This window comes from Psychrobacter sp. 4Bb (genome assembly GCF_002836735.1).
Lineage (GTDB): Bacteria > Pseudomonadota > Gammaproteobacteria > Pseudomonadales > Moraxellaceae > Psychrobacter.
In genome coordinates, this window is sequence record NZ_PJAS01000059.1 from 81,719 (window position 1) to 102,565 (window position 20,847).

General features: G+C 43.0%; 17 protein-coding genes. 9 read left to right on the forward strand and 8 right to left on the reverse strand.

Annotated elements, in window-relative coordinates; all coding sequences use genetic code 11:
* Window positions 1-47 precede the first annotated feature (47 nt).
* Both metG and CXF60_RS06370 read right to left on the reverse strand, forming a co-directional pair.
* Window positions 48-2,147, reverse strand: a complete 2,100-nt coding sequence (gene metG / locus CXF60_RS06365; protein WP_102091260.1) for a methionine--tRNA ligase — start codon at window positions 2,145-2,147, stop codon at window positions 48-50.
* Window positions 2,148-2,635: 488 nt separating this feature from the next.
* The gene (locus tag CXF60_RS06370; protein WP_102091261.1) at window positions 2,636-4,051 is read right to left on the reverse strand and encodes a GntP family permease; all 1,416 of its coding nucleotides are present in this window, start codon (window positions 4,049-4,051) and stop codon (window positions 2,636-2,638) included.
* Window positions 4,052-4,427: 376 nt separating this feature from the next.
* Between CXF60_RS06370 and CXF60_RS06375 the strand changes: the two genes are divergently transcribed.
* From CXF60_RS06375 to dcd, 6 genes are all read left to right on the forward strand, one after another.
* The gene (locus tag CXF60_RS06375) at window positions 4,428-5,768 is read left to right on the forward strand and encodes a short-chain fatty acid transporter (protein ID WP_102091262.1); all 1,341 of its coding nucleotides are present in this window, start codon (window positions 4,428-4,430) and stop codon (window positions 5,766-5,768) included.
* A 255-nt stretch (window positions 5,769-6,023) separates the two neighbouring features.
* Window positions 6,024-6,737, forward strand: coding sequence for a CoA transferase subunit A (locus CXF60_RS06380; protein WP_102091263.1), 714 nt, complete (start codon window positions 6,024-6,026; stop codon window positions 6,735-6,737).
* A 141-nt stretch (window positions 6,738-6,878) separates the two neighbouring features.
* Complete coding sequence (locus tag CXF60_RS06385) at window positions 6,879-7,508, forward strand: 3-oxoacid CoA-transferase subunit B (protein ID WP_102091264.1); 630 nt, start codon at window positions 6,879-6,881, stop codon at window positions 7,506-7,508.
* 141 nt (window positions 7,509-7,649) lie between these two features.
* A complete protein-coding gene (locus CXF60_RS06390; RefSeq protein WP_102091265.1) occupies window positions 7,650-8,450 on the forward strand; it encodes a 3-hydroxybutyrate dehydrogenase in 801 nt (266 codons plus the stop codon).
* A 196-nt stretch (window positions 8,451-8,646) separates the two neighbouring features.
* A complete protein-coding gene (gene apbC, locus CXF60_RS06395) occupies window positions 8,647-9,870 on the forward strand; it encodes an iron-sulfur cluster carrier protein ApbC (RefSeq protein WP_102091266.1) in 1,224 nt (407 codons plus the stop codon).
* A 134-nt stretch (window positions 9,871-10,004) separates the two neighbouring features.
* On the forward strand, window positions 10,005-10,580 hold the full coding sequence (dcd, locus tag CXF60_RS06400) for a dCTP deaminase (RefSeq protein ID WP_058024138.1): 576 nt from the start codon (window positions 10,005-10,007) through the stop codon (window positions 10,578-10,580).
* Window positions 10,581-10,729: 149 nt separating this feature from the next.
* On the opposite strand, the gene CXF60_RS06405 is transcribed toward dcd, so the two are convergent.
* The 6 genes from CXF60_RS06405 to CXF60_RS06430 form a co-directional block, all read right to left on the reverse strand.
* On the reverse strand, window positions 10,730-11,167 hold the full coding sequence (locus tag CXF60_RS06405; protein ID WP_102091267.1) for a ClpXP protease specificity-enhancing factor: 438 nt from the start codon (window positions 11,165-11,167) through the stop codon (window positions 10,730-10,732).
* Between the two features lie 132 nt (window positions 11,168-11,299).
* Window positions 11,300-11,914 (reverse strand): glutathione S-transferase N-terminal domain-containing protein, encoded by a 615-nt coding sequence (locus CXF60_RS06410; RefSeq protein ID WP_058024136.1) that lies wholly within the window; start codon window positions 11,912-11,914, stop codon window positions 11,300-11,302.
* A gap of 194 nt (window positions 11,915-12,108) precedes the next feature.
* Window positions 12,109-12,825 carry a cytochrome c1 gene (locus tag CXF60_RS06415; protein ID WP_102091268.1) on the reverse strand — a complete coding sequence of 239 codons (717 nt, stop codon included), beginning with the start codon at window positions 12,823-12,825 and terminating at the stop codon, window positions 12,109-12,111.
* Window positions 12,825-14,045 (reverse strand): cytochrome b, encoded by a 1,221-nt coding sequence (locus tag CXF60_RS06420; protein WP_371531454.1) that lies wholly within the window; start codon window positions 14,043-14,045, stop codon window positions 12,825-12,827. Before CXF60_RS06420 ends, CXF60_RS06415 begins: the two co-directional genes overlap by 1 nt.
* A 7-nt stretch (window positions 14,046-14,052) precedes the next feature.
* On the reverse strand, window positions 14,053-14,637 hold the full coding sequence (gene petA / locus CXF60_RS06425) for a ubiquinol-cytochrome c reductase iron-sulfur subunit (protein WP_102091269.1): 585 nt from the start codon (window positions 14,635-14,637) through the stop codon (window positions 14,053-14,055).
* Between the two features lie 521 nt (window positions 14,638-15,158).
* A complete protein-coding gene (locus CXF60_RS06430) occupies window positions 15,159-17,102 on the reverse strand; it encodes an ATP-binding cassette domain-containing protein (RefSeq protein ID WP_102091270.1) in 1,944 nt (647 codons plus the stop codon).
* A gap of 240 nt (window positions 17,103-17,342) precedes the next feature.
* Here CXF60_RS06430 and CXF60_RS06435 point away from each other — a divergent pair, with 240 nt between their 5' ends.
* From CXF60_RS06435 to CXF60_RS06445, 3 genes are all read left to right on the forward strand, one after another.
* Window positions 17,343-17,600 (forward strand): SlyX family protein, encoded by a 258-nt coding sequence (locus CXF60_RS06435; RefSeq protein ID WP_102091271.1) that lies wholly within the window; start codon window positions 17,343-17,345, stop codon window positions 17,598-17,600.
* Between the two features lie 219 nt (window positions 17,601-17,819).
* Window positions 17,820-19,049, forward strand: a complete 1,230-nt coding sequence (locus CXF60_RS06440; RefSeq protein WP_102091272.1) for an OmpP1/FadL family transporter — start codon at window positions 17,820-17,822, stop codon at window positions 19,047-19,049.
* Window positions 19,050-19,357: 308 nt separating this feature from the next.
* Window positions 19,358-20,704 carry an outer membrane protein transport protein gene (locus CXF60_RS06445; RefSeq protein WP_102091273.1) on the forward strand — a complete coding sequence of 449 codons (1,347 nt, stop codon included), beginning with the start codon at window positions 19,358-19,360 and terminating at the stop codon, window positions 20,702-20,704.
* Window positions 20,705-20,847 lie beyond the last annotated feature (143 nt).

A 20,847-nucleotide genomic window follows, 5' to 3' on the forward strand; every position in this document is an offset into this window, starting at 1 on the left:
GATGCCTTAGTGGCATCTTTTTTATTTCTTAATCCTAAAAATAACCGTTATGCCAGTACGTCGCCAACAACACAAGCATCTGGCAAGGTAACGACGGTTAAGCCGGTCTTTGGCTCACCAGTTGACAATACCATTCCTTCTGATACGCCAAATTTCATTTTACGCGGGGCAAGGTTGGTCACGCAAATGACCTTCTTATTAATCAATTGCTCAGGCTCATAAAACTTACGAATACCGCTAAACACGTTACGTGGCTTATCTTCACCAACATCTAGCGTGAACTGTAGTAGCTTATCAGCACCTTCTACATGGTTACATTCTAAAACGTGTGCGACTTTCATCTCGACTTTGGCAAAGTCTTCGATACCAATATAATCCGTTTGCTCAGCATCTGCATTTGTCGCAGGTGCTTTGTCTTTTGCAGCAGGCTTGCTACTTTCAGTCGCGGCAGGAGCGTCTGCTTGAGTTAATGATGCTTTAGAATCTTCTACCATCGCTTCAATATCTTTTTCTTCGATACGTTGCATCAGTGGTTTGAACTTATTGATTTTATGACCTAGTAACCACTCATTACGACTGGCAAAACTTAAATCATCAAGGTTCAAAAACTCTTTGGCATTATTAGTCAGTTCAGGCAATACTGGCGCAAGATAAACCATTAATTGACGGAAGATATTGATAGCGACTGAGCAGACGTCTTGAACCTCTTGCTCAGTACCTTCCAATTTCGCTAGTGACCATGGTTTTTTGGCATCAATATATTCGTTGGCTTTGTCCGCACATTGCATAATTAAACGCATAGCACGTGAGAACTCACGATTCTCATAGGCAGCAGCAATCTCATCGCCCGTTTTGGTGATGTCTTCTAATAGCTCTGACTCGACGCAAACTTCTGACAGCATACCGTCATACTTCTTAACCAAGAACCCTGCACTACGACTGGCGATATTGACGACTTTACCAACCAAGTCAGAGTTGACCTTTTGCATAAAGTCTTCTAAATCTAGATTAATATCTTCGACTTTGTCAGACAGTTTGCTGGCGAAGTAATAACGCAAGTACTCAGGATGCAGATGCTCAGCGTACGTTTCGGCCTTGATAAAGGTACCGCGTGACTTACTCATTTTTTCGCCATTGACCATCAAGAAGCCGTGGGCAAAGACGCCTGTTGGTGTACGATACTCGCTGCCCGCAAGCATCGCTGGCCAAAACAAGGCATGGAAGTAAACGATATCTTTACCGATGAAGTGATAGACCTCAGTTTTGTGCTCGTTTTCTTGTGCCCAGTAATGGTCAAAATCAAGCGCTTGCTCTGTACCTGCACGCTTATCGCATAGGTTTTTAAAACTTGCCATATAGCCGACAGGCGCATCTAGCCATACATAAAAGTATTTGTCTGGCTCATCGCTTGGGGTATCTGGAATTTGGAAACCAAAATAGGGTGCATCACGTGAGATGTCCCAAGTCGCCAAACTTGCTTCAAACCACTCTTGCAATTTATTGGCGACCGACGTTTGCAAACGGTTGTCGCTGCGTGTCCAGTCTTTTAAGAACTGCTCAAACTCTGGCAAATTAAAGAAATAATGCTTAGAGGTTTTGAGTACAGGCGTTGCACCAGACAGCGTAGACTGTGGGTTTTTAAGTTCGGTGGCATTGTATGTGGTGCCGCATACTTCACAGTTATCACCATATTGATCTGGACTATCACACTCAGGACAGGTGCCCTTGACAAATCGATCGGCTAAAAATAATTGCTTTTCAGGATCAAAAAGCTGCTCAACATCTTTGGTACTAATATGGCCTGCACTGCTCAAACGACGATAAATCAGCTCAGAAAACTCTTTGTTTTCTTCTGAATGGGTAGAATGATAGTTATCAAAATTAATCAAGAACTTAGCAAAGTCGGCTTCATGTGAGGCTTTAACCGTGGCGATTTGCTCTTCTGGTGTGATACCGTTATCTTGTGCCTTTAGCATGATGGCGGTGCCATGAGCATCATCGGCGCAGACGTAAGTGACCTGATGGCCTTGCGCCTTCATCGCACGTACCCAAATATCAGTTTGGATGTATTCTACAAGATGCCCCAAATGAATGTAGCCGTTGGCGTAGGGCAAGGCACTGGTTACTAAAATCTCACGCACTTTCATCACCTATATTTTTATATGAACGGGTTGGTTATAACAGGCTTTAAGCCATCAGCTGTTGTTGGCAGATGCACTATTATAAAGTCTAAACATTATGAAAATTAAAAATGGTGTCTATGATACCGTAATTCAGCCAAATTTGTGCCATTGCTTGGTAATTAACTCTGTCAGCACAGGCGTTGACCACGCACTTTTTGGCAAGCTCTACTTAGGGCGTGTCATCAATTAGCACATTAACGCATTTAGTGGCCTTAAAATGGCTAAATTTTGCTAAACATCGTCAGTAATTTTGTCAATATGTTCATATTAACGGCAATTTCTTCCTCGTTTATCTACAATTTTTCTCATTTTAAACCTCACAATCTAACTGATGACACGCCCTAGGTCAGGGACTTATAATAAAAATGCGCCGGTAAAAAACCCCACTCAGCAGTCACTGAATGGGGTTTTTATTTTAATATTAAAAGTAATGCTTGGATATTGCGTGTGCGTTAGAACGAGCCAAACATCGTACCCAAAATAATGACCACTGTCACAGCGACCAATGGAATAACCATCGTCACCATGGCCAAGTTCAAATAAGATTGCTTGTGTGTTAATCTGCAAATAGCGAGTAGGGTGATGACCGCACCACTATGCGGTAGCGTATCAAGACCACCCGCTGCCATGACGGCCACGCGGTGCATCAGCTCAGGGTCGATACCAGCATTGACTGCCATTCTGAGATAGTCCTCACCCAAAGTCGACAGTGCAATACTCAAACCACCAGACGATGAGCCTGTGATACCAGCCAGCGTGGTCATTGCGACTGCTTCTGATATCAAAGGGTTGTCAGGGGTTAAGTTTAGGATACTGTCACGAATGATAAGAAAGCCTGCTAGCGATGCGATAACCGCACCGTAACCCACTTCTGATGCGGTATTAAAAATCGGCAACATAGAATCATAAGTACCACGGTTAATGGTTTTTTGTAGATTATTCCAATGACCAATACGTAGCAGAATCAACACCACACAAGCCACGACCAATGAGATAATAATTGACCATAATCCGAGTGAGCCTGCGATATTTAAGTCAGGAAACTGCGCCTGTAGACTAGTAAAATCTATCGACGGGAAAACCACATAGGTCAACAAAGCGTTCAAGCCAATGACCAATACGAGTGGAATCATTGCAATGGTAAACGAGGTGTGATGCGTATTTAATGCTTCAGCTTCCTGTGTGTCTGCACCAAGCCCGCCCACATCCTCTTCATCATGCTGACCATAGCCTTCGCCCGCTGCATTGGCTTTTCTGGCACGTGATTGCAGCCACATCCAACCACAAATAAACATGATCGTACCGCCGATGATACCCAAGATAGGGGCGGCAAATACGTTGGTATTGTAGTAAGGAATGGGAATGGCGTTTTGAATGGCTGGCGTGCCTGGCAGTGCAGTCATCGTAAACGTAAATGATCCTAGAGCAATCGCTGCTGGAATCAAACGTTTTGGGATATCGGCTGCTCTAAACAAGTCTTTGGCGATTGGATAAATAGCAAAAGCCACAACGAACAACGATACGCCGCCATAGGTCAAAATAGCACAGACCAAAATCACCGCAAGGATGGCCTTGCTAGCACCGAGCTTTTCGACGACCGTATTGGCAATGGCGGTTGCTGCGCCAGAGTCTGCCATTAGGCGGCCAAATAGTGCCCCTAGCAAGAATATAGGAAAAAATTTAAGCAAGAATCCACTTAACGCGCCCATAAAAACATCGGTATAAGCGGGGATGGTGTTTAAGAAGTCACCTGATAGTAAGACTGCCAGCGTCGCCATAATCGGTGCTAGGATCAGCACAGAATAACCGCGATAAGCAAAAAACATGAGTAATAATAGGGTGATGACAATCGCAAATGTACTAAACATGATAGCCCTCCTTGGCAAAATTAAGACAGCGAGTATGTCGCGCTTATCGATATAGGTCAATAAAATTAATCAAAAAACCTTATTTTTTATATTTTATTAAACATAAATCCAATTGCGATATTATTGAAGGATAAGGAATACTTTGTTGACTCGCGTGCTCTTGGGTTATTTTCTAATCACTACGAAAATAATATGTTAAGTTATCACAACTGTTTCACGCATGATATAGCGATATAAAATGTATTGTTATGGATAATAATGTAAAATATAATGCGTGCCATTTATCAGGTAGAGTATGCAGTCGTCGCTCTCAAGTCTGATAAAGCTCTAATAATAACTCTTAAAACCAAACATCAAATTTACAAGGAATGTGAATATGTTTAGTGCCATCACTAATGCGAGCGTACAGTTAGTCAACCGCTATCTACCATCCCCATTCGTGTTTTCGATCGTATTGACCCTCATTGCATTCGCTGTAGGACTGGCAATTACTGGCCAAGATATGATTGCTATGGCAGGGCACTGGGGCAATGGACTATGGTCATTGCATAGTTTTGCCATGCAAATGGCGTTGGTCCTAGTAACCGGTTATGCATTTGCTAGCGCACCATTTATTCAGCGCTTATTGGACAATCTCGCTAGTAGAGTTCACTCTCCTACGACCGCCATTATCGTATCAACCTTGGTTGGGCTAGTCGGTTCATGGATAAATTGGGGCTTTGGTCTAATCATCGGGGCAATCTTTGCGAAAGCACTGGCCAGAAAAGTTGCCAACGTTGACTATCCTTTGCTTGTCGCTGCCGCGTATTCAGGTTTCGTGATTTGGCATGGCGGTTTTTCAGGTTCGATACCGCTGACACTTAGCTCGGGCGGTGATACGCTACTGACGCTGTCAGGCAATACCATGACCGAAGCAGTACCTTTATCGCAGACGGTATTTGCAGGCTACAACATGCTGCTAGTAGGTTTACTTATCATTATTTTGCCTCTGCTAAATCGCTTTATGCATCCTAAAAACCCTACGGTTATTGATCCTAAGCTGATCAAAGAAGAGATCTACGTCGCGCCCCAAAGAGACACGCCTGCACAAAAGCTAGATGATAGCCGTATTATTGCTGTCATCTTATTGGCCTTAGCACTGATGTACTATATCAGCGAGTTTGGTAGTAATGGTTTTAACCTAGGGCTAAATATCGTCATTGGGCTATTCCTATTTATAGGTTTGCTATCGCATGGCACGTTAGAGCGTTATTATCGTGCCGTACACTCGGGGATAGGTGGCATCACGGGTATTGTGCTATTGTTCCCGTTCTACGGTGGCATCATGGGCATTATGACGGGAGCAAATGCGGATGGTATCTCTATCAGTACGCAAGTGACCGAATTTTTTGTCAATTCTGCTTCCGCAGACAGCTTTCCGATTTTTGCATTTTTAAGTGCTGGCTTGGTCAACGTCTTTGTACCATCGGGCGGTGGACAGTTTGCGGTACAAGGCCCTGTTATGATTCCTGCTGGTATCGAACTGGGTGTTAGTCCAGCCATTACTGCAATGGCGATTGCATGGGGTGACGCATGGACCAACATGATTCAGCCGTTTTGGGCTTTGCCATTATTGGGTATCGCAGGTTTGGATGCGCGAGCCATTATGGGATATTGCCTGATCGTACTGGCAGTATCGGGTGCTATTATCATGAGCGTGTTTTGGCTATTGGTATAGTCATTTCACTATAAAAGTATTACTGCGTTCACCTTGCTTGAAGTATTTAATATACATCTACACTCGGTTGCCTTGTACTATTCTTAAATTGAATTGACTATACAAGGTTATAACGCGCAAAAGAAAAATAAGCATGATGAGTTTTCGTTGTTAGGTTTTATTAAAAGCAACAATCAAACGGATAATTGAGACACTTAATTCAGCATTAGTTTATGCACGGATTAAAAATATAAATAACAGTCATAGGAGACAAACATGAGTCAATCAAAAGTATATAACAGTGCCGAAGAAGCGCTAAAAGGTGTCGTTAGTGACGGGCAAACGCTCGCGATCGGTGGCTTCGGTCTATGCGGTATTCCAGAAGCATTAATTGCAGCATTGCGCGATAGCAAAGTCAAAGAGCTGACTTGTATCAGTAACAACGCTGGTGTCGATGACTTCGGTCTTGGTCTGCTACTACAGACACGTCAAATCAAAAAAATGATTTCGTCATATGTGGGCGAAAACAAAGAATTTGAGCGTCAATATTTAGCTGGCGAGCTAGAGGTTGAGCTGACCCCACAAGGCACATTGGCTGAGAAACTGCGTTCAGGCGGCGCTGGTATCCCTGCATTTTATACCGCAACAGGCGTAGGCACATTAGTTGCTGAAGGCAAAGAGACTCGTGATTTTGATGGTCGTACTTATGTGCTAGAGCATTCGTTACGTGCTGATGTCGCCTTGATCAAAGCGCAAAAGGCTGACAAAGCGGGCAATCTAATTTTTAACAAAACCGCTCGTAACTTTAACCCAGACTGTGCGATGGCCGGTAAAATCACGATTGTTGAAGTCGAAGAAATCGTCGAAACAGGTACGTTTGATCCAGACGAAGTGCATCTACCAGGTATTTTTGTTCAGCGTATTGTGTTGAATACTAACCCTGAAAAACGTATCGAAAAAACCACGACTAAAGCCGTAGAAGGCGCGTAAATAAAAACGTGGTTGACGCTTAATCGTAAGTGAAATCAATAGTTAATTTTAGATTGATAATAGTTTAGACAGCCAATTGATTAAATAACTGGCTGTCCAAATGAATAAAAATAGAATATCGCAAAAAATAAGGAAATCAGCATGGCATGGACAAGAGAGCAAATGGCGCAACGCGCTGCAAAAGAGCTACAAGATGGCTACTATGTGAACCTAGGCATCGGTCTCCCAACGTTGGTCGCCAACTACATTCCTGAAGGCGTGGACGTATGGCTACAATCAGAGAATGGCTTGCTAGGTATTGGTGAGTTCCCTACAGTAGATAAAGTCGATGCGGACTTGATTAATGCGGGCAAGCAAACCGTGACCGCAGAAGCAGGGGCCAGTTATTTTAGTAGTTCAGAGTCTTTTTCTATGATTCGTGGTGGTCATGTCAACTTGGCAATATTGGGTGCAATGGAAGTGTCAGAAAAAGGTGATCTTGCCAACTGGATGATTCCCAAAAATATGGTCAAAGGCATGGGCGGGGCGATGGATTTGGTCGCAGGCGTGCAGCGCGTGATTGTATTGATGGAGCAAGTTAATAAACACGGCGATCCAAAAATCTTGGCAAACTGTGAACTACCATTGACGGGTAAAGGCGTGGTTGATCGTATCATTACTGAGCTTGCTGTATTAGACGTTACTGATGAAGGCCTAAAACTGGTTGAATTAGCAGATGGTGTAAGCTTTGACGAGCTACAAGAAAAAACACCAGTAAGTATTATTCAGTAAACTCTGTACAGTAAAGTGACTGTCCTAAGATTAATATGTTTTATCCCGCACATAAATACGCCACTATGACTATAGTGGCGTATTTGTTCAGTTCAATTTTATAAAAACTAATAATATATTAGACCATGATAAGGAATATGTATGGCGACCCAATTAGAACAAGATTTGACAGGCAAAGTAGCATTGGTCACTGGCTCTGCAAGTGGTATCGGACGTGACATCGCTGAGACTTATGCAAAAGCAGGAGCAGCGGTTGGTATTGCTGATATCAACCTTGAAGCGGCACAAAAAACCGTCGATGCTATTGAATCTGCTGGTGGACGTGCTCTGGCGATTGCCATGGATGTTACCTCAGAAGATGCAGTAAACGATGGTGTACAACAGCTAGTTGATACTTTTGGCAGTATTGATATATTGGTCTCTAATGCTGGCATTCAGATCATTGATCCAATCGATAAAATGGCGTTTAGCGATTGGAAAAAAATGCTTAATATCCACTTAGATGGCGCTTTTTTGACCACTAAAGCCGCGATTAAGCATATGTATAAAGGCGATAAGGGCGGCACAGTTATTTATATGGGCTCTGCGCACTCGCATGAGGCCTCATTATATAAAGCCCCTTACGTGACTGCGAAGCATGGACTACTAGGACTGTGCCGTGTGTTAGCCAAAGAAGGTGCAGCGCATAAGGTACGTTCGCATGTGATTTGCCCAGGATTTGTCAAAACGCCATTGGTAGAAAAACAAATCCCAGAGCAAGCGGCTGAAAAAAGCATCAGTGAAGAGTCGGTTATTAACGATATTATGCTGGTCAATACCGTAGATAAAGAGTTTACGACAGTAGAAGATATTGCCCAATTGGCGCTATTTTTAGCGGCTTTCCCAACCAATGTATTCACTGGACAATCTATCGTGGCCAGTCATGGTTGGTTTATGAATTAATATATATACAATTTGCATATACCACAACGTCAGACCTACTGGCGTTGTGGTTTTTTTATGTGTCCAATTCAGCTACACTGTCACGATAGAAGGTTTGGCTAATATACTCATTAACGCTATCGGTTGTGAGATACGCAATGAGACGACTCGAGCGATTTGCCAGATCTACCCACTTGTATAGGCCATAATAGTAGCTATGTTTAACTTTATGAAGAAAAAAACCACAAAAACCGAAACGCCTCAGCAGCAGGCAGAGCGTGATAGTGCCGTCGACAAAGTCCTACTTGGATATGAAATAGGTGCTGTCAGTATTGCCACAATGGTTACAGGACTTGAGCGTGATGGTGAAGCACTTACGTTAGACCTGCGTTTGCCAAAAGATAGCAATCCTGAAGTTATCCAGCAGGAGCTTGGGCAGTTGTTACATCCACATGGTATTACTACGATTCATATGAATGTGCGTCTGCCTGCACCAGAAAAGGGTTCAGGTTCAAGCTTACCAAAGCAGATGCCAAAGACAACCAATGCAATGGAATCTCAGCCTTCATCTGGCGCTAATAACAATGCTAATAGCACTAACGCTGAGCCACCGATTACGAAAGCGGCACCTACGCAAGCATCGTTGGCCGCGCATCCTCGTATCCGTCATATTATTGTCGTGGCATCAGGTAAAGGCGGTGTTGGTAAATCGACGACGACGGTCAATATCGCACTAGCACTACAGAAGCTTGGCAATCGTGTTGGTGTACTGGATGCAGATATCTATGGTCCTAGTATGCCAACGATGCTAGGCGTTGCTGATGTGAAGCCGCAACTAGAAAACGAGCAATTTGTACCGGTCGATGCGCACGGTATGGCAATGCTCTCTATCGGTAGCTTACTTGATGGAGATAATACGCCGGTTGCATGGCGTGGACCGAAAGCCACAGGTGCATTGATGCAGCTATATAATCAAACCAATTGGCCGCAGCTGGACTATCTAGTGATTGATATGCCACCAGGTACGGGTGATATACAGCTGACATTAGCGCAGCGTATTCCAGTCACGGGTGCTGTCATTGTCACGACACCGCAGCATGTTGCATTGCTTGATGCGCAAAAAGGCGTTGAGATGTTTAACAAAACCAACATTCCTGTGCTTGGGGTGGTTGAAAACATGGCGCTACATACGTGTAGCAACTGTAATCATACCGAAGCGATCTTTGGTACGGGTGGCGGTGAATTTATCGCTGAGCAATATCAGGTACCACTATTGGGTCAGCTACCACTTGCCAGTGGCATTCGTGCACAAGTTGATAAAGGTGTGCCAAGCGTCTTAGCTGATGATGATTTTGCACAGTATTACCTAGATATTGCCAAAAACATCGAAACCAATATCAATAAATTTGCAAAGCCTGTCGATGACAAGCGGATTTTCTAGTGTCTAATGATTGAATAGGGGGCTGGTTGCTTAGCTAGTCTAAAACCAATGTAGGATAAAACAGCCATCACGCTATAAATTCAGCCGTCAATTCCGTATAATCGTCGCTATTAAATATTTGCTAAGGAACAACAATGTCTATTAAGTCTGACCGCTGGATTCGTAAAATGGCCGAAGAGCACGGCATGATTGAACCGTACGAGCCAGGTCAAGTACGCTTCAATGATGCAGGTGAGCGTTTGGTTAGCTACGGCACCTCAAGCTATGGTTATGATGTGCGCTGTGCTCCTGAGTTTAAAGTTTTTACCAACGTACATTCAGTGGTCGTTGATCCTAAAAACTTCGATGATAAAAGCTTTATCGATATCGTTGGTGATGAGTGCATTATTCCACCTAATTCGTTTGCTTTAGCCCGTACTATGGAGTATTTCCGTATTCCGCGTGATGTATTGACTATCTGCCTAGGTAAGTCAACTTACGCGCGCTGCGGTATTATCGTCAACGTAACGCCGCTTGAGCCTGAGTGGGAAGGTCATGTTACTTTAGAGTTTAGTAATACGACCAACCTGCCAGCCCGTATCTATGCTGGTGAAGGCGTAGCGCAAATGCTGTTTTTCCAAAGCGATGCCGATGACGTGTGCGAGACCAGCTACAAAGATCGCGGCGGTAAATACCAAGGTCAGCGCGGCGTGACCTTGCCGAGAACCTAGTCAGTAAGCGTCCGTTTAAAAGCTTATCAGTTATAGAAAGTTAATAAGCCTTTAAATAGTTAATAAAAAAGCTAGTCATATTAAATATGGCTAGCTTTTTTATTGTCTCAAATAGAATTTGTCTAAGGTTCTATTTATTTCAAGAATTTTTATCTTAAGACCTTTAAACCCGCTTTATTATCACGCTTTGGTTTAGGTGCTTTAGCAGGACTGTTGCTAGACATTGGTGCTGAGTCGTCTTCTGGCTGATAGTTGTCATACTCTTTTGGATCAAAGAACATCCCTTGCGAGTTCTCTTTAGCATAAATCCCCATCACCGCAGTAAGTGGTACCCAGATTTCTTGTGATACACCACCGAAGCGCGCACTAAAATGAATATAGTCATTTTCCATACTCATGTTACCAGTAGCACGGCTGGCGATATTCAATACAATACGACCGTCTTGCACATGTTCGGTTGGTATTTGCACATTGTCAGCGGTAGCATCAACCATCAAGTATGGTGTCAGAGCGTTGTCTTCTATCCATTGATATAGTGCACGTACCATATAAGGGCGGGTAGGTGTAATAGAGGTGGTTTCGCTCATTTAATGATTTCCTATACTAATAATTTTTAATAATGAAAAATATCTCGTTCAGCAACTTATCAAATGACAGATGCTAATTAACATCTATCTTATTTATACTTTATTTTAGGACAGCTTTCGATACTTGTCTAATCAACGCACACTTTTTTGGAAGCTACTGCGCTCAAACACTCTCGTTTGGTATTCAAATAATGGACGGCTAATGGCACGTGGCAGCTCAATACCCATCTCGTCTAATCGCCATAATAATGGTGCTAATAACACGTCACACCAACCAAACTCATCAGCCATGAAATAAGGCTTATGAGCGAACAGCGGTGACAGAGTGATCAACGAGTCACTGAGCTGTTTTTTGGCAACGGCAGCCTGTGCTTTATTAAAGCTATCTGGATGCGTCAACAAGCGCTTGCCTAGTACTAACCAATCACGCTGAATGCGCCAAGCCAATTGGCGAAACTGTGCACGCTCTTGCGGTGTCTCAGGGAGCAGTTTATTTGTGTGATAGCGTTCCTCAAGATACTCAAAAATGACATTAATCTCATAAAGCGCAATCTCACGCTGCTGTAATACAGGCAAGGTGTGATAAGGGTTTAGCTCAGTCAAATCTTCAGGGCGCTCAGAATGTAAGCGAGACAAATAGTAAGCGAGCTTTTTTTCTTCAAGTAATAGGCGTACCACATGACTGTCGTAGCCGTCATCAGCATACAAAATTAGCTGACTACTTGGAATGTCATTCGCATCAATCATGAAAGCCTAATGTTAATAGTGAAGGTTGTCATCGTAAACAAACTCGCAACGTTTATCAAGGTAGTGTACGTAAACATTAGCGCTGAGCGACTTATTTTCCGGCTTATCTAGTATTTACACTTTATATCAAGGCACAAAAAAGCACTACCGAAGTAGTGCTTTTTTAATTCTAAGAACGGTCTGCTGACTATGACTTATTTGACATCTTTCCAGAATTCTTTATTCAATAAGTAAACTGGGATGAGCAGTACTAATAAGAATAGAATTACAAAGAAACCAATTACTTGACGGTCATGACGAGCAGGTTCGCCCATCCACGCCATAAAGTTAACCAAGTCACCAACTTCAGATTCAAACTCTTCTTGGCTCAACTCTTCTTGCATATTATGCAATACGTGAGGCATCGCTGCATTGGCCAGTACTAAGTTGTTTGCACCCCAAGGACGGCTTGGATCTTCATAGAACGATAGTAGATAAGTGTATACCCAGTCATCGCCACGCAGTCTTGTCTCAAGTGATAAATCGGGAGGCGCTGCGCCAAACCAAGACGCTTGGATCTCAGGATCGATCTCAGCAGTGATGTGGTCACCGATTTGATCGGTAGTAACCATCAAATACTTTTCAACCAGCTCAGGCGGTATCTCTAAATCTTTAGCAATGCGTGAGTGACGAACGTACTTGGCTGAGTGACACCCAGCACAGTAGTTCATAAAGATTTTTGCACCGTTTTGTAGCGAGCCCTTATTGGTAAAATCAATAGGGGCAGTGCTACAAGCCAAATGCTCGTCAACACCTTCAGCGTTGGTAAACGTACCACATCCGTGACCACCAGCTGCCATTGCCGTACCAGCAGTCAACGTCAATGCCGCGCCTAAGCCTAGACCAGCTAGGGATTTAATTAGCGTGCTCATTAGTGACCTCCGGTAACGCGTTCTGGTGGCTGTTTACACTTCTCAATGGCAGTGTAGAACGGCATCAGTAAGAAGAACAAGAAATATAGAATCGTGAATACACGAGCCATGATAGTTGCCGTTGGGGTAGCAGGTGTCGCACCCAAGTAGCCCAATACAACAAAGCTAATAGCAAATACAGTAAGCGCGATTTTAGACAAGATACCTTTGTAACGCATAGAGCGTACAGGCGATCTATCAAGCCATGGAATCAAGAACAGTACAGCAATTGCAGCACCCATTGCGATAACACCACCAAGCTTATCAGGAACAGCACGCAAGATAGCGTAGAAAGGCGTGTAGTACCATACTGGAGCAATATGCGCTGGTGTTTTCAGTGAGTTCGCTGTCTCAAAGTTCGGTGGCTCAAGGAAGAAACCGCCGCCTTCTGGGAAGAAGAATACCACTGCAAAGAAACAGATAAAGAATACTACGATACCAACCATGTCATGCACAGTGTAGTACGGATGGAATTCGATACCGTCTAAAGGCACACCATTTTTGTCTTTTAGCTTTTTGATGTCGATGCCATCAGGGTTGTTCGAACCCACATGGTGCAACGCCACAATATGCATAAATACTAGGCCCACGAGTACTAATGGAATAGCAACAACGTGTAGAGCAAAGAAACGGTTTAGAGTAATACCAGAGATGATATAGTCACCACGTACCCATTCAGCAAGGCCATCACCAATAACAGGCAGCGCTGCAGGTAAGTTCAAGATAACCTGTGCACCCCAGAATGACATGTTGCCCCAAGGTAGTAGGTAACCGAAGAAACCTTCTGCCATAAGTGCTAGGTAGATACCCATACCGATGAGCCAGATAAGCTCACGAGGTTTTTGGTATGAACCGTATAGCAAGGCGCGGAACATATGCAGGTATACAACGACGAAAAACGCAGAAGCGCCGGTTGAGTGCATATAGCGAATGAGCCAGCCACCTTTTACATCACGCATGATGTATTCAACAGACGCAAATGCCCCTTCGGCACTTGGGTTGTACATCATCGTTAGCCATATACCAGTCACCAATTGGTTGACCAGTACAATCATTGATAGCACGCCAAAGAAGTACCAGAAGTTAAAGTTCTTTGGTGCGTAGTACTTTGACATATGGTATTCATAGGTTTCAGTCGCTGGAAAACGCGCGTCCACCCAATGCATTAACTTTTTACCCATACTCATATTAAGCCTCCCCAACCGTCAAGATGGTACCATCCATACCATATTCTGGAACGGGTAAATTAAGTGGTGCAGGAACGCCGCTATATACGCGACCTGCTAAGTCATATTTTGACCCGTGACACGGACAGAAAAATCCGCCGTACCAATCATTACCACCTAAATCCACCGCGCCCACATCAGGACGGTAGTTTGGTGCACAGCCCAAATGTGTGCAAACGCCTTCGACAACCAATACGGTTGGATCTAAAGAGCGAGTAGTATTTTTGCAATATTCAGGTTGTAGAGACGCATCAGACTCAGGATCAGATAATAGAGGTTTGACTGACTCTAGTCCTGCAACCATGTCTTCGGTGCGCTTAACCACATAAATAGGTTTACCACGGTATTTGACGACGATCATTTGTCCATCTTCGATAGAACCAATATCTTGGGTCACTGCAGCCCCTGCAGCCTCAGCTTTAGCGCTTGGGTACCAAGAACGGACAAAAGGTGTCGCCACGGCAGCTACCCCAGCTGCACCAATCGCGGCAGTTGAGGCAATAAGAACTCTACGGCGTTGTACATTAACGCCTTCGGCTTGGCTCATTAATACTTCCTCCAGGTGAATGAAATGGGATTATCCCACACTGGGTTTGTGGCTTAGAAAATATACAATATCAAGCCACTTTAGCTGTGCCTAATTTTGCTAATTGTTGCTATTCTAAGCTATTTCGGTGATAAAATAAATTATTGCGTTAAAAATAAAGCAACCTCAATAGGACATATTAGAAGGTTGAATATGATAATCAAACCAAAACAGTTGGATTATCAACGCTTAACGCTAACTTTGCTTTAACAAGGATTATGATGTGATGACCTTATAAATAATAAGGATTTTCAGCAATAGCGAATGATACTTGAAATTAAGGTAATGTTCACTAACTTTCACCATCTAACTACTTTGTAAGTTGCTGTAAAACAAATATCACCACTCTATATAATAAAGTAGTGATGTTTTCATAATGATTAATAAGGTTTTGTCAGACTATCAGAAACTTGTTTATCGAAATACGCAATACAAAGTACATGTGCGATATTCCAATAAACTCAGCTAGAGAGTTGCCAATACTAGCCTTCAAGCTCACTCCAACGTTCAAGCTTGTGCATCATCTCATCTTCGATGGTTAAGAGACGATCACTAGCAGCTGTCGCCGCATCAAAGTCAGTATTGAACCAAGAGCCATCGGCCAGCTTTTCTTGCAGTTGAGCCTGTTCGGCTTCGAGTGCAGCGATTTCTTTTGGCAAGTTATCCAGTTCGCGTTGATCATTATAATTTAGCTTTTTGGCTGCCTTATTTGGTTTCGCTGCCGCGCCAGACTTATTTGTCGCTTTATTACTAGCCGCATTGTTGGCAGGTGCTTTGGCAGCACGTGATGCTTCTTCACGGTTCTTTTGTACGAGGTACTCTTGATAACCACCTACATACTCATTGACCACTCCTTTGCCGTCTTCATCTTCGCCAAACACCCATGTTGAGGTAACGACGTTGTCCATGAACGAACGATCATGACTGATCAGCAAAATCGTACCACCAAAGCTGGCGACTGATTCTTCTAACAACTCAAGTGTTGCCATGTCCAAATCGTTGGTCGGCTCATCGAGTACCAAAATATTGGCAGGTTTCAATAACTGCTTGGCCAGTAGTACTCGGTTACGCTCACCACCAGACAGTGCTTTGACAGGTGTACGTGCGCGCTCTGGTGCAAATAAGAAATCTTGCAAGTAGCTCATGATATGTGTTTTGCGACCGCCAACTTCTACAAAGTCAGAACCTTCCGAAACGTTTTGCGCAACGCTTGCTTCAAGGTCTAACTGATCACGCAGCTGATCGAAGAATGCGATTTTCAGATTAGTACCTAATTCGACACTACCAGACTTGGTGACTTCATCATCAGACATATCGAGTAGGGCTTTAATAAGCGTAGTTTTACCCGCACCGTTAGGGCCGACAATACCAATCTTATCGCCACGCATAATAGTAGTCGTAAAATCATCTACCAAGACATTGCCATCATACTCAAGATGTAAGTTTTTAACTTTACAGACAAGCTTACCGCTTTTCTCGCCTTGACCCATTGTGATGTTTACATTGCCCACTTGCTCACGGCGATCGCTACGCTCTTCACGTAAGGCTTTTAGTTCACGGACACGGCCCTCATTACGGGTGCGACGGGCTTTGATACCTTGGCGAATCCAAACTTCTTCTTGTGCCAGTTTTTTATCAAAGTTAGCATTGTTCTTTTCTTCAGCCTGTAACTGTAGCTCTTTTAGCTCTTGATAGCGCGCGTAACCACCTTCACCTTGTGTTACGTCGTAGCTAGTCAATTGGCCACGGTCAAGCTCAATAATGCGAGTCGATAGCTTATTTACGAATGCTCTATCATGAGTCACGAACAACAACGTCAGGCCTTGCCAATCCAGCAAAAAGCGCTCTAACCATTCGATACTTTCAACATCCAAATGGTTGGTTGGCTCATCTAGTAGTAGCACATCAGGCTTAGTAACTAGCGCACGAGCAAGTAACACGCGGCGTTTACGACCACCAGATAGGGATGATAAGTCGTCTTCTGGATTAAGGCCCATGGTCGTAATCAGACGCATGGCATCGCGTTCTAAGTCCCAACCATGTACCGCATCGATATCATGTTGTAGGGTCGCCATGTGCTCACAGGCATCCATATCGCCATTCGCGCACATATCGACTTGCTTATTATAGTTAATGAGCAAATCAGCCGTGCGACGACTGCCGCCCATAACGATGTCTAATATGCGACCGCTAGTTTCAGGAACATCTTGCTCTAGCATCGCTACACGCATGCTACTGTTGGTAATAATCTCGCCACTGTCAGGCTGCAATGAGCCATTGATCAGTTTAAACAAAGTAGATTTACCTTCGCCGTTGCGGCCAATCAAGCACACACGCTCGCCTGTATTGATAGAAAAATCAATACCATCAAGAACAGGCGCGACGCCAAAGGCTAAGTGAATGTCTTTTAAATGAATCAGTGCCATAGAGTATCTTAAGCTTATATAATAGTGAGGTAGGGGTTGTTGCAAAATTGCCTGCAGTATAACATGCCACCGCATCACTGTAGTGGGAGTAAATAGTTTTATCAGTACTATTTATTGCTTTTACTAATGGATGCTATTTAACGACTATTATTATAGATTTATCTCTAATCTACAGTACTCCTTGAACACCTTAATAATCCATTCTTTCACTTTAATACTTACTATGATCTAGAGAAAAATATGAACCAATCTAAAACTACAACCGATACTTCTACAGTGCAAGATGATCTGCAAGCCCAAGTAATCGATTTGCAAATGAGCCTCGCGCACCTTGAAGTTACCGTCGAACGACTGGATGACGTAATCACGCGACAAGACAAAGATATTCATACGCTGCAACGTCAACTACAGCTGATTTATAAACAGATTGAGGGTCAAGATACGGAAAGTGGCATTGCACCATTCGATGTAATGGCAGACAGACCGCCACATTATTGATAAGTAAGATTTGGAAAGAAAATCTTTTAATAACGGAAAATATATACGTATTTTTATATATAGATACTGTTTAATGACTATGTGGTCATAACATGGGAATAATGTGTTTTTGTAGTTGTTTTAGTGTTAAAAAATCTTTACTATCTTCCACCTCGGATACTGATTACCTATTAATACTGGGTAAAACAGTAAAACAATGCGGATGTTTGGAGATATAAAATGCGCCACACCTTTCATTTAAAAACTCTTGCAGTAGCTGTTGCTACTCTTTCTGTTGCTAGCGTCGCTAGTGCTGCTGGTCTTGATCGCTCAGGCCAAGATATCACCGCATTCCTACAAGACGGCACTTATGCAGAAGCTGTCTACACTTATATCGATGCTGACGTTACCGGTAAAGATACCTCAGGTAATAAGATCGATGACATCGCAGAGTCTTATGACTTTTTCCGTTACGGTGTAAAAACAGATATCAACGACACGTTTAGTGTTGGCGTCTTATATGATGAGCCTTTTGGCGCAGCCGCTGATTATACTGGTAACAATAATTTTGTGGATCAGAATCCTCTTTCACCTAGAAATGATGAGGGTACGAATGTAGAAGTACGTACAGAGAGTATTACTGGTATCCTTGGTGCAAAATTTGGTCAAAATAAAAACTTCCAAGTATACGGTGGCCCAGTTGCTCAGCGCGTAAAGGCAGATGTAAAGCTACGCGGTCCTGCTTATGAAGCTGCGAACGGTTACACTACGAATATTAATGCTGATCAAGATTATGGTTATATCGCAGGCGTAGCTTATAGCAAGCCTGAAATTGCGTTAAAAGCATCATTAACATACCGATCGGAAATCGAACATAACGCTCAAGCATCTGAAATTTATCCTGTTGTAGGTTCTGGTCTTATACCAGCTCCTGTGGTTTCTGCACTTGGTCTGTCAACAAACAGAGTTAATAGCATTGAAATAACTACGCCTGAATCAGTGAACTTTGATTTTCAAACTGGCATCAACCCTACAACCCTAGCGACTGCAAAAGTACGTTGGGTACCATGGAGTGATTTTGCTATCGTACCATCACTATATAACGATGTTAGCAAGATTTCGACTCAGGATGATAAGGGGTTAGCGTTAGTTAGCTATGATGACGATCAATGGCAAGTAGAGCTTGGCCTAGCCAAACGCTTAACGCCAGCATTAGCAGTCTCTGGTAATATCGGTTGGGATAGCGGTGCAGGTAACCCTGTCACTTCGTTAGGTCCTATCGAAGGCTATTATAGTGCTGGCCTTGGCGCAAAATATAATGTTACCGAGAACTGGGCAATATCTGCTGGCGGTAAATACTTATGGTTCGGTGATGCCAAAGGTCAAATCCCAACTAAGACGATTGTTAGTGACTTCGAAAGTAACGATGGTTTTGTATTGGGTGTAAAGGTATCTTACCAAGCTCAGTAAATCACAAATAAATTATGTGATGCTGTTTGTTATTAATATTAAAAGCGATCCTTTAAGGGTCGCTTTTTTATTATGTATTTTTAAAAATCACATTAAAGACAAAAAGTAAACCACAGCATTTTATTTATATCTTATATGTACTGTTCAGTCATATTTGAGAAATAAAGCACTTTAAATGTTGTTTTAGTGTCAAAAAGGCATTAGTATTCAACTTAGGACACGACTTTGATAACTTCAATGCTAAGCGCTGCAATGCTATATATTGGTTATCAAAGTAGTAATACAACAAGGACCGTTGGAGATACACAATGCGCACTACTTTTCACTTAAAAACCCTTGCAGTAGCGATCGCTACTCTTTCTGTCGCTAGCATGACTAATGCTGCTGGTCTTGATCGTTCAGGTCAGGATGTCACCGCTTTCTTGCAAGATGGAACCTATGCTGAAGCCGTCTATACCTATATTGATGCTGATGTAAGTGGTTATGATAGTGCTAATGTCAACCCTGATGAAAAAGCTTATGAACGTGGTAATAAAACGGGTGATATTGCTGAAGCTTATGACTTTTTCCGTTATGGTGTAAAAACTGATATCAATGATACGTTCAGTATTGGCTTACTATACGATGAGCCCTTCGGTGCTGCGGCTGAATATACTCAAAGCAATTTTGTGGCAAGCAATAACCCTCAAGCTTCTGGAGGCGAATTAGTAACTGATGGGGTAGATGCGACGACCGCAGGTGGCATAGCGTTAGCTGAATCAACGACTGCGGGTGAAAATACTAATGTAGAAGTTCGTAGCCAGAGCTTAACAGGGATCCTTGGTATGAAGTTTGGCGCCAATAAAAACTTTCAAGTTTATGGCGGTCCAGTAGCACAGCGTATTCAGTCTGAAACAAAACTACGTGGTCTTGCTTACGGTCCAGCCACTGGCTATACGTCGAACAGTAACCCTGATATGGACTATGGTTATATAGCAGGTATTGCCTACAGTAAGCCTGAAATCGCATTAAAAGCTGCATTGACATATCGTTCCGAAATTGATCATAGTATAGAAATATCTGAAACTTATCCGATAAGAGGTGTTAGAGGGCTTGGATCAAACGCCGCAACCGCTCCTATAGCACTGATAAACTCTTTATCAACTCAAGTCAGCAACTACGAGATTACCACCCCTAAATCAGTCAACTTTGATTTCCAAACAGGTATCAATCCGACTACTTTAGCAACGGCAAAAGTCCGTTGGGTACCTTGGAGTGACTTTGTTATTACTCCACCACTGTATAATGCTACTAGTAAACTCAATCCTCTGTACCAAGATGATGGATTAAATTTGGTTGAGTATGAAGATGATCAGTGGCAGGTAGAGTTGGGTCTGGCCAAGCGTGTCGCTCCAGCATTGGCTATCAGTGGTACCGTTGGTTGGGACAGTGGTGCCGGGGATCCAACGACCTCATTAGGTCCTGTCGATGGTTACTATAGTGTCGGTCTTGGTGCCAAGTACAACGTAACCGAGAACTGGGCGGTATCTGCTGGTGGTAAGTACTTATGGTTTGGTGACGCTCAAGGCGCCCTACCGACTGACAAAATCGTTGCTGATTTTGAAGACAATGATGGCTTTATTGCTGGTGTAAAGATTTCTTATCAAGCAAGATAATTTCTTGGTATAACTGCTAGATAATAAAAAAGCGACCTATGATGGGTTGCTTTTTTATGCAACTTCTAAAAAATATTTGATTATTCATATTTATATCTAAGTAGAACAGCAAAGATAATCTTTATAGTACTAATTCATATAGC